The organism is Terracoccus luteus (assembly GCF_003635045.1).
GTDB lineage: Bacteria > Actinomycetota > Actinomycetes > Actinomycetales > Dermatophilaceae > Terracoccus > Terracoccus luteus.
This window is the reverse complement of record NZ_RBXT01000001.1, coordinates 3,336,279-3,351,861: the sequence shown is the minus strand read 5'-3', so window position 1 is coordinate 3,351,861 and position 15,583 is coordinate 3,336,279. Positions and strand designations below refer to the sequence as shown.

10 protein-coding genes are annotated in these 15,583 nt (G+C 73.5%); all 10 read left to right on the top strand.

The window, feature by feature from the left end:
* The first annotated feature begins 43 nt into the window (after positions 1-43).
* The 10 genes from DFJ68_RS15095 to DFJ68_RS15050 all read left to right on the top strand — a co-directional run bounded on the left by DFJ68_RS15095 (position 44) and on the right by DFJ68_RS15050 (position 15,558).
* Complete coding sequence (locus DFJ68_RS15095; protein ID WP_121034445.1) at positions 44-1,039, top strand: helix-turn-helix transcriptional regulator; 996 nt, start codon at positions 44-46, stop codon at positions 1,037-1,039.
* Positions 1,040-1,222: 183 nt separating this feature from the next.
* A complete protein-coding gene (locus DFJ68_RS15090; protein WP_121034444.1) occupies positions 1,223-4,732 on the top strand; it encodes an ExeM/NucH family extracellular endonuclease in 3,510 nt (1,169 codons plus the stop codon).
* Between the two features lie 147 nt (positions 4,733-4,879).
* Positions 4,880-6,442 (top strand): fused MFS/spermidine synthase, encoded by a 1,563-nt coding sequence (locus tag DFJ68_RS15085; protein ID WP_211333385.1) that lies wholly within the window; start codon positions 4,880-4,882, stop codon positions 6,440-6,442.
* A gap of 215 nt (positions 6,443-6,657) precedes the next feature.
* Complete coding sequence (locus tag DFJ68_RS15080; protein ID WP_121034443.1) at positions 6,658-7,722, top strand: LacI family DNA-binding transcriptional regulator; 1,065 nt, start codon at positions 6,658-6,660, stop codon at positions 7,720-7,722.
* 130 nt (positions 7,723-7,852) lie between these two features.
* On the top strand, positions 7,853-9,160 hold the full coding sequence (locus DFJ68_RS15075) for an extracellular solute-binding protein (protein ID WP_121034442.1): 1,308 nt from the start codon (positions 7,853-7,855) through the stop codon (positions 9,158-9,160).
* Positions 9,161-9,171: 11 nt separating this feature from the next.
* On the top strand, positions 9,172-10,134 hold the full coding sequence (locus DFJ68_RS15070; protein WP_121034441.1) for a carbohydrate ABC transporter permease: 963 nt from the start codon (positions 9,172-9,174) through the stop codon (positions 10,132-10,134).
* A gap of 175 nt (positions 10,135-10,309) precedes the next feature.
* Positions 10,310-11,062, top strand: a complete 753-nt coding sequence (locus tag DFJ68_RS15065; RefSeq protein WP_245963814.1) for a carbohydrate ABC transporter permease — start codon at positions 10,310-10,312, stop codon at positions 11,060-11,062.
* Entirely contained in the window at positions 11,059-12,294 is a 1,236-nt protein-coding gene (locus DFJ68_RS15060; RefSeq protein ID WP_121034439.1) for a Gfo/Idh/MocA family protein, read from the top strand. Before DFJ68_RS15065 ends, DFJ68_RS15060 begins: the two co-directional genes overlap by 4 nt.
* A 118-nt stretch (positions 12,295-12,412) precedes the next feature.
* Complete coding sequence (locus DFJ68_RS15055) at positions 12,413-14,554, top strand: hypothetical protein (RefSeq protein ID WP_121034438.1); 2,142 nt, start codon at positions 12,413-12,415, stop codon at positions 14,552-14,554.
* A complete protein-coding gene (locus DFJ68_RS15050) occupies positions 14,551-15,558 on the top strand; it encodes a glycoside hydrolase family 130 protein (RefSeq protein WP_121034437.1) in 1,008 nt (335 codons plus the stop codon). Before DFJ68_RS15055 ends, DFJ68_RS15050 begins: the two co-directional genes overlap by 4 nt.
* Positions 15,559-15,583 lie beyond the last annotated feature (25 nt).

The following is a 15,583-nucleotide window of genomic DNA, read 5'->3' as shown; positions in this document are numbered from 1 at the left end:
TGTAGGTCAGTTTCTGTCCTGCACTCGACGTAGCCTTCGAGGTGTGACGACGACCGCCCGACTGCTCAGCCTGCTCTCGCTGCTGCAGACCCGACGGGACTGGCCGGGTCATCTCCTGGCGTCCCGGCTCGGGACCAGCGACCGGACCGTCCGCAGGGACGTCGAACGGCTGCGCGAGATGGGCTACCGCATCCACGCCACGATGGGGCCGGACGGCGGGTACCGGCTCGACGCCGGGAGCGACCTGCCGCCTCTGCTCTTCGACGACGACCAGGCCGTCGCGGTCGCCCTGGCCCTGCACGCGGCCCCCGCGATGGGGGCGGGCATCGGAGAGGCCGCGGTGCGCGCCCTCGCGACGGTCCGGCAGGTCATGCCCTCGCGCCTGCGGCACCGCCTCGACGCCCTCACGGTGACGGTGGTCGGGCGGGCGGGCGCCGCCCCCACCGACGTCTCGACGGACCTGCTCGTCACCCTCGCCGGCTCGATCCGCGACCGCGAGGTGCTGCGCTTCGACTGTAGCCCTCACGGCGTCGCGGACGACGACGGGCCGCTCGTCCCGCCGCGCCGCACCGAACCGGCGCACCTGGTCACCTCGTACGGGCGCTGGTACCTGCTCGGCTGGGACCTCGACCGCGACGACTGGCGCCTCTACCGGGTCGACCGTCTCCGACCGCGGACGCCGACCGGTCCGCGGTTCACGCCCCGCCCGGTACCGGGTGGAGACGTCGACGCGTTCGTCTCCGCGCGGTTCAAGGGCTCCGTCGTCGACGCCTGGCCGTGCCGCGGCACCGTCATCCTCGACCTTCCGGTGCACGAGGTCCTCCCCTTCGCGGGCGACGGCACCGTCACGGCGGTCGACGAGGACCGGTGCGCGCTCGAGGCCGGCTCGTGGTCGTGGGGGGCGCTCGCAGCCTCGTTCGGCAGGTTCGAGGCCGCGATGGAGGTGGTGGGGCCGCCGGAGCTCACGGCCGCGTTCGCGACGCTGGCGGCTCGGTACCGGCAGGCGGGCGAGACCCCGCAGGCCGGGCCGCAGCCATGACGAGAAGCGCTCGAGAGGGGGTGGAGGTCGCCCGAGGGGCGGGTCGCGCGCCCCGGCCGAGGGGGCGCCGGACCGTCGCGGACCGTTCATCTGATGGCCGTGCGCTCTCGACGGGCGGGTGTCCGTACCCCGGTCTACTGTGACGCGATGACCGCGCGGAGGGCGCGGCCGAGGGAGGAACTCATGCCAGCACGTCCCCACGCCGAGGCCCCGCGCCCCGGCTCCACCCGTCGGCCGAGACGACGCGTCGCGGGGGTCACCGCCGCGACCGTCCTCGCCGCCGGGCTGGGCCCGTTCGTCGCGGCGCCGAGCGCGTCGGCCGCCCCGACCGAGCTGTTCGTCAGCGAGTACGTCGAGGGCTCGAGCAACAACAAGGCGCTCGAGATCTACAACGGCACCGGGGCGCCCGTCGACCTCTCGTCCGGGCAGTACGGCATCCGCGTCTACTTCAACGGCGCCACCTCCCCGGGCGGCACCATCTCGCTCACCGGCACGGTCGCACCCGGCGACGTCTACGTCGTCGCCGCGAGCAGCGCCTCCGCGCCGGTGCTCGCCGAGGCCGACCAGACCACCGGGGCCAGCCTGTGGAACGGCGACGACGCCGTCGAGCTGACCAAGGCCGGCAGCACCGTCGACGTCATCGGGCAGATCGGTGTCGACCCCGGCACCGAGTGGGGCACCGGCCTCACCTCGACCGCCGACGACACCCTGCGCCGCAAGGCCTCGGTCCAGTCGGGCGACCGCGACGGCAGCGACGCCTTCGACCCCTCCGTGCAGTGGGACGGCTACGCGGTCGACACCTTCGACGGCCTGGGCAGCCACACCGTCGACTCCGGGCCCGTCGCCGACGCCGCGCCGACCGTCACGGCCACGTCGCCGGCCGACGGTGGCGCCCTCGTCGACCCCGCCTCGAACATCAGCGTCACCTTCTCCGAGCCCGTCACCGCGGCGTCGGGCGCGTTCGCCCTCACGTGCAGCGGCGCGGGCGCCGTGCCCGTCACCGTCTCCGGCGGACCGACCACGTTCACCCTCGACCCCGCCGCCGACCTCGCGACGGGGCAGACGTGCTCGCTCACCGTCACGGCATCCGCGATCTCCGACGTCGACGCCGACGACCCGCCGGACACCCTCGCCGCCGACGTCGTCGTGCACTTCAGCACCCCGGCCGGCGACGCGTGCACGGGGCGGGTCACGGCGATCCCCGCGATCCAGGGAACGACCGACACCTCGCCGCTCAGCGGCACCACCGTCACGACGCGCGGCGTCGTCGTCGGCGACCACGAGGGGCCGGCGCCCGCGCTGCGCGGCTTCTACCTCCAGGACCCCGTCGGCGACGGTGACCCCGCGACGTCCGACGCGGTCTTCGTCTTCGACAACGGCGTGGATGCCGTCTCGCCCGGTGACGTCGTCAGCGTGACCGGCGCCGTCGGCGAGTTCCAGGGCCAGACGCAGGTCACCGCCGCGGCGACGCCCCGCGTGTGCGCGGCCGGCGGCGGCACCACCGCCGTGACGCCCGTCGACGTGACGTTCCCGCTCACCTCGCCGAGCGACCTCGAGCGCTACGAGGGCATGCTCGTGCGGCTGCCGCAGACGATGACGGTGACCGAGCACTTCCAGCTCGGACGCTTCGGGCAGGTCACGCTCTCGCAGGGCGGCCGCCTCGAGCAGCCGACCAACGTCGTTGCCCCCGGCGCCCCGGCCCTCGCGCTCCAGGCGCAGAACGCGCTGCGGCGCATCGTCGTCGACGACGCCACGCAGGCGCAGAACCCCGACCCGATCGTCTTCGGGCGGGGAGGCCAGCCGCTCTCGGCGACCAACACCCTCCGCGGTGGCGACACGACCACCGGCCTCGTCGGCGTCATGACCTACACGTGGGGCGGCAACGCCGCGAGCCCGAACACCTACCGCGTCCGGCCCGTCGGAGCCCTGGGTGGTCAGGCGCTGTTCGAGCCGACCAACCCGCGCCCCGCCGACCCGCCGTCGGTCGGCGGTGACCTGCGGGTGACCGGCATGAACCTGCTCAACTACTTCACCACCCTCGACGCCTCGGGCAGCACCTGCCGCGGCGGCGTGACGGGCCCGGCCCTCGACTGCCGCGGCGCGAACACCGCCCAGGAGCTCGAGCGGCAGGCGGCCAAGACGGTCGCCGCCGTCAGCGGCACGGACGCCGACGTCGTCGCCTTCATGGAGATGGAGAACAACGGCTACGGCTCGGGCAGCGCGGTCGCCGACCTCGTCGGTCGTCTCAACGCGACCGACGGCGCAGGCACGTGGGCGTTCATCGACGCCGACGCCCGCACCGGCCAGGTCGACTCGCTCGGCAGCGACGCCATCAAGGTCGGCATGCTCTACAAGCCGGCGGCGGTGACGCCCGTCGGGCGCACGGGGGTGCTCAACACGGAGGCCTTCGTCACCGGCGGCGACCCCGACCCGCGCAACCGTCCCTCGCTGGCCCAGGCCTTCCGCGACAACGAGACCGGTGGCACCTTCGTCGCCGTGGCCAACCACCTCAAGAGCAAGGGCAGCGCGTGCGTCGCCCCCGACGCCGGTGACGGCCAGGGCAACTGCAACGCGGTGCGCACCCGGTCGGCGCAGCTGCTGACCGACTGGCTGGCGGGCGACCCGACCGGCACCGGCGACCCCGACGTGCTCATCCTCGGCGACCTCAACTCCTACGCCAAGGAGGACCCGATCCGGGCCATCGAGTCGGCCGGCTTCACCAACCTCATCGAGTCGCGCAACGGGCGCGAGGCCTACTCGTACGCGTTCGACGGCCAGTGGGGCTACCTCGACCACGCCCTCGGCTCCGCTTCGATCGACGCGCAGGTCACCGGGGTGGCCGACTGGCACATCAACGCCGACGAGCCGTCGGTGCTCGACTACAACACCGAGTTCAAGACGGCCGGCCAGCTGAGCAGCCTGTACGCGCCGAACCAGTTCCGCATCTCCGACCACGACCCCGTCGTCGTCGGGCTGTCCCTGACGAACGCCGCGCCGGTGGTCGGTGCGGTCACGGTCCCGGGGGCGGCTACCTCGGTCGGGGTGCCGGTCACGGTCTCGGCGCCGTTCACCGACGCCGACCCGCTCGACACGCACAGCGCCACCATCGAGTGGGGCGACGGCACGAGCAGCGCCGGCACGGTCACCGAGCCCGGCGCCGCCGGGATCGGCTCGGCCGGCTTGGTGTCGGGGACGCACACCTACACCGCGGCCGGGTTCTACACGGTGAAGGTCACCGTCACAGACCAGTTCGGCAACGCCGGCTCCTCGGCGTCGACGACGCAGGTCGTCGTCTACGACCGCCGGGCCGGCACCGCCGCGGGGGCTGGCAGCATCGCCTCGCCCGCCGGGTCGTACGTGCCGCGACCCGCTGCCGCCGGCCGGGGGACGTTCTCGTTCGCCGTCGGCTACCGCGCCAACGCGACCACCCCGAACGGCGTCTTCGGCTACGTCGCCCCCAAGGCGCGGCTGACGGTCGGTGCCACGAGGTTCGACTCGCTCGTCGTCACGGGCACGACCGCCCGCTTCGCCGGGCCGGCCGTCGTCAACGGCGCCTCGGGCTACCGCCTCGAGGTGACCGCGACCGACGTCCGCAAGGCCGACACCCTGCGGGTGGTGGTCCGGTCGGCGTCCGGTGACCTCGTCTACGACAGCCGCGCCCAGGCGGTCCGCGGGGACGTCGTCGTCCGCTGACCGACGGCTCGCCAGCACCGACGGCCCCGGCTCTCCCACCTGGAGATCCGGGGCCGTCGGCTTAGGGTCAGGCATGCCCCCACCCCCGCCCCCCTCCCGTCGAGAGGGCTCTCACGACCCGTCGAGAGGGCGCGTACGACCTGTCCAGTGGTCACGCCGGACGCCCTGCTCGTCGACGAGGGGCCACCGGTGACGGCCGAGGCGAGGCGCGTCGACCGGGCCCTGCCCGGCTGGCTCGCTGTCGTGCTCGTCGTCGTCTCGTCGGCGGCGGTGCTCGTCCTCGAGATCACCTCCCTGCGTCTCATCGCCCCCTACGTCGGCATCACGGTCGAGACCAACACCGGTGTCATCGGCCTGGCCCTCGCCGCCATCGCGCTCGGGTCGTGGGCGGGTGGCGCCGCGGCCGACCGCCGCCCGCCCCGCGCCATGATCGGGCCGCTGCTCGTCGTCGGCGGCGCGCTCGTGCTCGTCGTCACCCCGGCCGTGCGGCTCGCGGCCGCCGCGGTCGGACCGTCCGACGCGCCGTCGGTCGCCCTGCTCCTCGCCGGCGTCACCGTGTTCGCCCCGGCCGCCGTCCTGTCGGCCGTCAGCCCGATGGTCGTCAAGCTGCAGCTGGCCAGCCTCGACGACACGGGCTCCGTCGTCGGGCGCCTGTCGAGCATCGGCACCCTCGGGGCCATCCTCGCGACGTTCCTCACCGGTTTCGTCCTCGTGGCGGTCGTGCCGACGAGCGTCATCCTGCTGGCCACGGGAGCGCTGCTCGTCGTCGGCGGCGCCGCGCTCGTCGTGCTCGCCCGGCGCGACGGCATCCGGACCTCGACCGGTACGTCGGCGGCGCTCGCCGTCGCGCTCGTCGCCGCGGTGGGCTGCGTGGCCGTCCCCTCGCCGTGCGACGTCGAGACGACCTACCACTGCGCGTCGGTGCGCCCCGACCCGGCGCGACCCGGTGGGCAGGTGCTCGTGCTCGACACGCTGAGGCACAGCTACGTCGACCCGGCTGACCCCACCTACCTCGAGTTCGGCTACGCCAAGACCTTCGCCGCCGCGCTCGACACCCTGCCGGACACGGCGCGCGACGTGCTGCACGTCGGCGGCGGAGGCATGACGCTGCCGCGCTACCTGCTCGACCAGCGCCCCGACATCACCAACACGGTCGTCGAGATCGACCCCGGCGTCGTCGACGTCGACCGCACCCGCCTGGCCCTGCCCGACGACCCACGGCTGCGCGTCGACGTCGGGGACGGCCGCGTGGCGGTCGCCCAGCTCGCCGACGACAGCGTCGACGCGTACGTCGGGGACGCCTTCGGAGGCGTGGCAGTGCCCTGGCACCTGACGACGCGCGAGACCTTTGCCGACGTCGCGCGGGTGCTGCGCCCCGGCGGTCTCGTCGTGCTCAACGTCATCGACTTCGGCCCCCTCGACTTCGCCCGGTCCGAGCTGGCCACGGTCGCGTCGGTCTTCGCGCACACCGCCCTCGCCGTCGTCCCCGGGTCGCTCGGGGGAGCGGGCGGCAACCTCGTCATCATCGCCTCCGACCGGTCCCTCGACCGGGAAGCCCTCACGCGTGCCCTCGTGCGACAGGCGTCACCGATGACCCTCGTCGAGGATGCCGACGTGGCCGCGTTGGTCGCCGCTGCCCCCATGGTGCTGCGTGACGACCATGCCCCGGTCGACCAGCTGCTGACCACGACGCGCACCCGGACCCGCTGACCCCGTCACCGGCCCGTTCGACCGGTCGGGTGTCCGGCATCGGGCCGTGGCGCGGTCAAGGACGGTCCGGCGTGCGGAGGGTGTCCGGGATCGGGCCGCGGCGCGGTCAAGGACGGTCCGGCGGGCGGAGGGATGTCCCAAAACGGGCCGTGGCCCGCACCGGGTTGCGGCGGCAGCCTCTTGACAGCCCGTCTACTGAACCGGTTTAGTCAAGCATGGCCCAGATCCGGAGACCGACGATCTCCGACGTCGCGCGGGCCGCGGGCGTGAGCAAGGGCGCGGTCTCGTTCGCCATCAACGGGCGTGACGGGGTCAGCGCCGAGACGCGCAGCCGCATCCTGCGCGCCGCCGACGAGCTCGGCTTCACCCGCGACGTGCGGGCCCGCGGCCTCAGCTCGTCGCGCGCCATGGCCGTCGCCCTCGTCATCGCCCGCCCACCCGAGACCCTCGGCGCCGACCCCTTCTTCGCCGTCTTCGTCGCGGGCGTCGAGACGGTGCTCTCGCAGGCGGGGTTCGCCCTCGTCATGCAGGTGGTGCCCACCCACGTCTCGGAGGAGGAGGCCTACGAACGCCTCGCGGGGGAGGGCCGCGCCGACGGCGTCTTCCTCACCGACCTGCGGGTCGACGACGACCGGCCCGCGGTGCTGCGTCGGCTCGGTCTGCCCGGCGTCCGCATCGCGCCCGACATCGACGACAGCGCGCCCTCGGTCGTCGTCGACGACCGCCCCGGCATCCGCGCCGCCGTCGAGCACCTCGTCGCCCTCGGCCACACGCGCCTGGCGCACGTCGGGGGCCCGGCGACCTACGTGCACGGCGCCTCCCGCCGGGCGGCGTTCGACGAGGCGACGGATGCCGCGGGGCTGGCTCCCGGACTGCACGTCGAGGCCGACTTCTCCGCCGAGGGCGGCGCCGCCGCCACCGCGAAGCTGCTCGACCTGCCGCCGCGCCGGCGCCCGACCGCCGTGGTCTACGCCAACGACCTCATGGCCGCCGCGGGCATCGCCGTCGCCGCCGACCGGGGGCTCGACGTGCCGGGCGACCTGTCGGTCACCGGCTTCGACGACACCGCGGTGTCGGCGGTGCTCCGTCCGGGCCTGACGACCGTGCACACCGACGTCCTCGCCTGGGGGGCCGCGGCCGCTCAGACGCTGCTCGCCGCGATCGACGCCGGCATCGACGCCACCGACGACGTGCACCTCCCGCCCCCGCACCTCGTCGTGCGCGGGTCGACGGCCGAAGCGACCCGGCCCACCGGCATCCCGCAGCGCGAAAGGCGCTGAGACGCAACCTGACCCGTCCGACCGAACCCGGACCTCGACCCACCCGACCGACGACCCGCACCACTCCACCCCCTCACCGGCCCACCGGCCACGATCAACGGAGATCGCCATGAGAACCACGAGCAGAGTCATGACCAGCAGGACGCGCACCACCGTCGGCGCGACGCTCACCGTCGCCCTCGCCGCCACCCTGGCCGCGTGCGGGTCGGGTGACGACGGCGGAGGGGCCGACGCCGAGGCGGCCCTCACCGCCAAGGGGCCGATCACGATCTGGCTGTCGAACAACCCTGACGAGGTGGCCTGGGGCAAGGCGATGGTCGAGAAGTGGAACGCTGCCCACTCCGACCAGAAGGTCACGGCGCAGGAGATCCCCGCCGGCAAGTCGTCGGAGGAGGTCATCGGGGCCGCCATCACCGCCGGCAACGCCCCGTGCCTCGTCTACAACACCTCGCCCGCCGCGGTGCCGCAGTTCCAGAAGCAGGGCGGGCTCGTGCCGCTCGACGACTTCTCCGACGGCAAGGCCTACGTCGAGGCCCGGTCGGGCAAGACCGCCGAGCAGTACACCTCGAGCGACGGCAAGCTCTACCAGATGCCGTGGAAGTCGAACCCGGTCATGATCTTCTACAACAAGACCCTGCTCGCGAAGGCGGGCGTCGACGCCGATAACCCGCCGCTGAAGACGTACGACGAGTTCCTCGCCACGAGCCGGAAGATCGTGCAGAGCAAGGCCGCCCAGGCCGCCATCTGGCCCGCGCCGACGAGCGAGTTCTTCCAGTCGTGGTTCGACTTCTACCCGCTCTACGCGGCCGAGACCGGCGGCAAGCAGCTCGTCGAGGACGGCAAGGCGACCTTCACCGACGCCGCCGGCACGTCGGTCGCCGACTTCTGGGCCACGATGTACAAGGAGAAGCTCGCCCCCGCGGAGAAGTACACGGCCGACTCCTTCGCCGACGGCAAGGCGGCCATGGCGATCGTCGGTCCGTGGGCGGTCGCGGTCTACGGCGACAAGGTGAAGTGGGGCGTGGTCCCGGTGCCGACGTCGACGGGCAAGAGCGCGGCGGAGACGTACACCTTCTCGGACGCCAAGAACGTCGGCCTCTACTCGGCCTGCGAGAACCAGGGCACCGCGTGGGAGGTGCTGAAGTTCTCGACGAGCAAGGAGCAGGACGGCGACCTGCTCGACCGCACCGGCCAGATGCCGCTGCGCACCGACCTCGCATCGGCCTACCCCGACTACTTCGCGAAGAAGCCGGAGTACAAGACCTTCGCCGACCAGGCCTCGCGCACGGTCGAGGTCCCCAACGTGCCCAACTCCGTCGAGATCTGGCAGGACTTCCGCGACCAGTACACGGCGTCGGTCATCTCGGGCAAGGGCAACCCCGCCGACGCCCTCAAGACCGCAGCCGCGTCCATCGACAAGCTCGCCGGCCAGCAGTGAGCCGGTGACCGGTGACCACCACGGCTGACACCGGCCGCGGCGGCGGTCCGGCGCGGGGTCACGACCACGACCCCGCGCCGGGCGCGCCCCGCTCGCTCGTCTCACGGCTGCTCGGGCGCCAGCCCCTCGGCATCCTCTTCGCACTGCCGTACGCGGTGTACCTCGCGGCGATCTTCGCCTACCCGCTCGGGCTGGCGGTCTACATCAGCTTCCACGACTACTTCTTCGCGGCGCCCCGGGCGCGGGTGTCGCGGCCGTTCGTCGGCCTGCAGAACTACGCCGACGCCATCGCCGACCCCGACGTGCGCCAGGCCTTCCGCAACGTGCTCGTCTTCCTCGTCATCAACGTGCCGATCACCGTCGTGCTCGCCCTGCTGCTCGCCGTCGCGCTCAACACCGTCGTGCAGGCCCGCACCTTCTTCCGCGTCGCTTACTACGTGCCCTACGTGACGGCGAGCGTCGCGGTGGTCGCGGTGTGGCTGTTCCTCTTCAGCGGCGACGGCCTCGTCAGCCGGCTGCTCGGGCCGCTCGCCCCCGACCCGCCGTGGCTCGTCAACGAGTCGCTCGCGCTGCCGGTCATCGCCGTGTTCGTCGCCTGGAAGCAGCTCGGCTTCTTCATCCTGCTCTACCTCGCGGCGCTGCAGAACGTGCCGAAGGAGCTCTACGAGTCGGCTTCGGTCGACGGCGCGGGCCGCTGGCGCTCGTTCCTGGCGGTGACCGTGCCCGGGGTGCGGCCGGCGACGGCGCTCGTCGTCATCCTCGCCACCATCACCGGCGCCAACCTCTTCACCGAGCCGTACCTGCTCACCAACGGTGGCGGGCCCGACGGCGCCTCCAGCTCGCCGGTGCTCGTCATGTACCAGAAGGGGATCGAGCAGGGGAACCCCGACATCGCCTCCGCGATCGGCGTCATCCTCGTCATCCTCGTGCTCGTCATCTCCCTCATCAACCGACGCCTGCTGGAGCGTGACTGACATGGCCACCCCCACGAGACCGCCTGTCTCACAACCGGGCTCGTCCGACGACGGACGGGCAGTGGCCGGCGACGGTGGTGCCCGCGGCGCTGGTCGAGGACCGGGCCGGCGCACGTGGCCGCTCAGCCTGCTGCTGGCCCTCGGCGCCGTCGTGTTCCTCTTCCCCTTCTACTACATGGCGATCGGCTCGCTGCAGACCATGGCCGACCCGTCCATCGGTGGGGCGTTCGACTTCAGCAACCTCACCCTCGACAACTACGCGCAGATCAACGAGCGGGTCGACCTGCTGCGCTCGCTCGTCAACAGCGGCATCTTCACCGGCGCCGTCATCGTCTCGACCGTGTTCTTCGGGGTGCTCGCCGGCTACGCCCTCGCCCGGCTGCACTGGCGCGGCAAGGGCACGCTCTTCGCCCTCGTCCTGCTCGTGCAGGTCGTGCCCTTCCAGCTGCTCGTCATCCCGCTCTACGTGATGATCGTGCGGTCGTACGGCCTCGCCGACAGCTACCTCGGCATGATCGTGCCGTTCGCCATCAACTCGACCGCGGTGTTCGTCTTCCGGCAGTTCTTCCTCCAGCTGCCCGAGGACCTCTTCAGCGCCGCCCGCATCGACGGCGCCGGCGAGTTCCGCATCCTGTGGTCGGTCGCCCTGCCGCTCGTGCGCCCGGCCCTGCTCACCGTCGTGCTGCTGACCTTCATCGGGCCCTGGAACGAGTTCCTCTGGCCCTTCCTCGTCACGAAGCAGGCCGACATGCAGCCGCTCGCCGTGTCGCTCGCGAACTACATCAGCAACGCGGCCGGCCGGGCGAGCAACCCCTTCGGGGCGATCCTCGCCGGTGCCGTCGTGCTCGCCGCACCGGCCGTCGCTCTCTTCGTCGCCTTCCAGCGCCACTTCACCTCGTCCGACATCGGGTCGGGGGTGAAGGGATGACGGTCGACCGGATGCCGTTGCGGCTGGGTGTGGTCGGAGCCGGCGGCTTCGCCGACTTCGTCCTCGGGGCGGCCGCCGGCCTCGACGACCTCGTCGTGGCCGCCGTCGTCGACCGTGACCCCGAGAGGGCCAGGGACCTCGCCGACCGGCACGGTGCCGCGGTTGCCGACGACGTCGACGCCCTGCTGCGCACGGTCGACGTCGTGCTCGTCGCGACGACGCCCGACTCCCACGCCGAGCTGGCCACGAGGGCCGTGCGAGCGGGCCGGCACGTGCTGTGCGAGAAGCCGCTCGCGACGAGTGCGGCCGACGCCCTCGACGTCGTGGCCGAGGCCGAGCAGGCCGGCGTGGTCGTCACCGTCGACCACGTGCTGCGGCACAACCCGCTGCTCGCCGCGGTCGTGCGGCTGCGTGACGAGGTGCTCGGCCCGGTACGCCGCTTCGCCTACGAGAACGACGCGGCGGACGAGGGTCTCGGCCCCGACCACTGGTTCTGGGACACGGACGCCAGCGGCGGCATCCTGCTCGAGCACGCCGTGCACGCACTCGACGCCGCGCACTGGCTCCTCGGGTCCAGGCCCACCCATGCCCAGGCCACGGGGGTGCGCCGGCCCACCCCGCACGGCGACCTCGACGGCCTGCTCGACGTCGTCAGCGTCACGACCGCCCACCCGGGTGGGGCCCTCGCCACGCACACCCATTCCTTCACGCACGCCGACCGCTGCGAACGCCAGTGGCTCCGGCTCGACCACGGGGCGGCCCAGACCGTCGTGCACGGCTGGATCCCGGTCACGGCCGAGGTCGACCTCTGGACCGACGACGACGGCGTCGCGACCGTGCAACGGCTCGCGGCCGACCCGGCGGCGTTGTTCGCCGTCGGTCACATCGACGTCGCAGCCCTGCCCGCGGCCGGCATCGAGGTCGAGGTGCAGCGCGACGCCGGCGCTCCCGGCGCGCGGGCGCGGGGCGCCGACCTCTCCCTGCCGCACCGGGTGCACCTGACCCTCGACCTCGGCGGTGAGGACGCCAAGCAGCAGGTCTACGCGGCCGCGGTGCGGTCGGCCGTGGCCGACCTCGTGCACTGCGTGCGCACCGGCGACCGCCCGGTCGTCGACGTCACCGACGCCGCCGCCGCGGTCGTCGTCGCCGCGGGGGCGACCCGCGCCCTCGAGACCGGCACGACCGTCAGCCTCCTCCTGCCCCCGCCGCCGCAGCTCGCCCCACCGACCTGACAGGTCCCCACCCACCCGATCGGCGACCCACCCGACCGGCCCGAACTGCGCGACCGTCCGACCCGCGTCACCGCTCGACCTGCCCGACCCGCCCCGGCTCGAACGCAAAGGAGCGACCATGAGCCCCCTGACCCGCCCCACCCACCTCCCGACCACTCCGACCCGTTCACGGGCGGCCCTCGCGGGCACCGCCGCCGTCGCGGCCTGCGCCGTCGCCGCCACGCTGGCCGGCGCACCGGCCTCGGCCACGCCGGCATCCGGAGCCGTGGCACCGGCCACCGCTGCGACCGTCACGGGCGCACGGGCCCCCCTGACGAACCTCGCCCACCTCGACTTCCTCGGTGACCGCGTCACCCCGCCGCGCCAGCCCGGGCACACCACCTACCGCGCCGCCGCCGACCCCTCGTTCGGCGTGCTGTGGACCTACGCCGAGCCCGACGGCGACTCGGGCGCCTACAAGCGCATCGGCGGCGGCACGTACGACCCGGCCACGGACACGTACACGCAGGGCGCGTTCAACGCCGACGACGTCAGCCGCGCGGCCGTCGTCTACCTGCGGCACTGGCAGCAGACCGGTTCCGCGACGAGCCGCGACCGCGCCTTCGAGATGCTGCGCGGTCTCGCCTACTTCCAGACGGTGTCCGGCCGCGACGCCGGCAACGTCGTGCTCTGGATGCAGCCCGACGGCACCCTCAACCGCAGCGCCGAGCCGGTCGAGCTGCCCGACCCGAGCGACAGCGACGCCTCGTTCTGGCTGGCCCGCACGGTCTGGGCCTTCGGCGAGGGCTACGCCGCGTTCAAGGACGCCGACCCCGCCTTCGCCCGCTTCCTGCGCGACCGCCTCGACCTGTCCGTCGCCGCCCTCGACCGGCAGGTGCTCGACCAGTACGGCCGCTACCTCCAGATCGACGGGCGGCGGACCCCGGCGTGGCTCGTCAACGACGGCACCGACGCCACGGCCGAGGCCGTGCTCGGGCTCGCGGCGTACGTCGAGGCCGGCGGCCCCGCCACGGCCCGGCGAGCGCTGGCCCGTTTCGCCGAGGGCATGACCGCCCTCCAGGCCGGCGACACCCGGTCGTGGCCGTTCGAGGCCGTGCAGCAGTGGGGCCTGTCGCGCTCGGTCTGGCACGCCTGGGCCTCCCAGCAGCCGGCCGCCCTGTCGCGGGCCGGCGACGTGCTCAGTCGCGACGCCCTCGTCCGGGTCGCCGAGCGCGAGTCGGGCACCTTCGACCCGTGGCTGCTGACGACCACCGGAGCCGTCAACGGGATGCTCCCGGTCCCGTTGGAGCGCAACCAGATAGCCTACGGCGTCGACTCGAGGGTGCAGTCGCTGACCGAGACGGCCGACGCCGTCGCAAACGGTCTGGATGCCGACGCGGCGGGGTCACGCGGGCTGCGTGCTCTCGCCGGCATGGAGGCGGCGTGGTACTTCGGCGCCAACGCCTCGGAGCAGCCGGCCTACGACCCCACGACCGGTCGCACGGTCGACGGCATCGAGGCCGACGGCCGGGTCAACCGCAACGCCGGCGCCGAGTCGACGATCCACGGGCTGCTGTCGATGCTCGTGCTCGACGCCCATCCCGACATCGCCGCCGTGGCCCGCAACGGTCGGCTCGTCGCGCGGTCGCAGCTCGGTGTCCTCGAGGGCGAGGACGCGGCGACGACCGGCGCCGCCGAGGTCGTCACCCCGTCGTCGCTCTGGACGGGGGAGGCCTCGTACAGCGGCCGGGGCTACGTCGCCCTGGGGGCGGGGAGCACGGCGACGATGCGGCTGCCCGACGGGCCCTCCCGGATCGTCATGGCCGTCGTCGACCTGCAGCCGGGCAGCACTGCGGTGACGACCTTCTCGGCCGGTGGGCGGGTGCTCGGGCAGGTGCGCGCCGGCGCCGTCGGCCCGCAGGGTGCGAGCGAGGCGCTCGGCGCGCTGCTGCCCGTGACGCTGCGCCTGCCGGTCCCCGACGGCGCCATCACGCTGACGGCGACCACGACCGCCGACGGCTCCGACACGACCCGGCTCGACGCGGTCATGCTGCAGCCCGAGGTCACCCGGGCCGTCATCGAGGGCGCGGGTGCGCCGATCGCCTTGGTACGAAACGCCGGCGGCTCGTCGGTCGCGACGGCGGTCTCACTGCCCGGGGCCGGCGTCGCCCGGGTCGAGCGGTTCGACGGCCTCGGCCGGCCGCTGGGTCAGGACACCGCGACGGGCTCCACCCCGACGGTGCGGGTGGCCGCGGGCGGGTTCACGGTGGTGCGTCGATGACGGGGCGACCCGGCATCCCGGCGCGGACGCCGGCGACGTTCCCGCTCGGCCCCTTCACGCCCTACGAGGGCAACCCCGTGCTGCGCCCGCAGGGCACGGGGTGGGAGTCGGGCCACGTCTACAACGCCGCGGCCACGGTCGTCGACGGTCGCGTGGCCCTGCTGTACCGGGCGCACTCGCCCGACCTCGTCTCCCGCGTCGGGCTCGCCTGGAGCGACGACGGGTTCACCTTCGAGCGCGAGCCCGAGCCGGTGCTCGAGCCGACGGAGCCGTACGAGACCCACGGCTGCGAGGACCCGCGCATCGCCGTCATCGACGGCACGTACTACCTCACCTACACCGGCTGGGACCTGAGCTCGGCGCAGCTGTGCCTCGCGACGTCGACCGACCTGCACACGTGGACGAAGCACGGGCCGCTGTTCCCCGGGTTCGACACGTTCCTGCCCGCCGGTGACGGGACGGCGCGCACGTGGAGCAAGGCGGGCGGCATCCTCGAGCAGCAGGTCGACGGCCGCTGGCTCATGTTCTTCGGCGAGGGGTCGATCTGGCACGCGTGGTCCGACGACCTCATCCACTGGACCCCGGCCTCGAACGACGAGCCACTGCTCACCCCGTGGCCCGGGGGCTTCGCGAGCTTCCTCGTCGAGGTGGGGCCCCAGCCGGTCGTCACGGCCGACGGTCTGGTCCTGCTGCTGCACAACGCCGCCGTGCGGCTGCCAGACGGCGCGGTCCGCTACACGTGCGGCCAGGTCGTCGTCGACCCCGCGCGTCCCACCGAGGTGCTCGCCCGCATGGAGCGTCCGTGGCTCGAACCGGAGACGTACGAGGACACCCACGGGCTCGTCTCGAACGTCACCTTCGTCGAGGGGCTCGTCCTCTTCCGCGACACGTGGTTCGCGTACTACGGGCAGTCCGACTCGACGCTCGGCGTGGCCACGTGCCCCGTGGGGCGCGGCTGGGACGAGCCGGACGGCATCCGCCGCCGTCGTGAGGCGGCCTCGTGAGGTGGCGTGACGGGCCCGGGTGAGC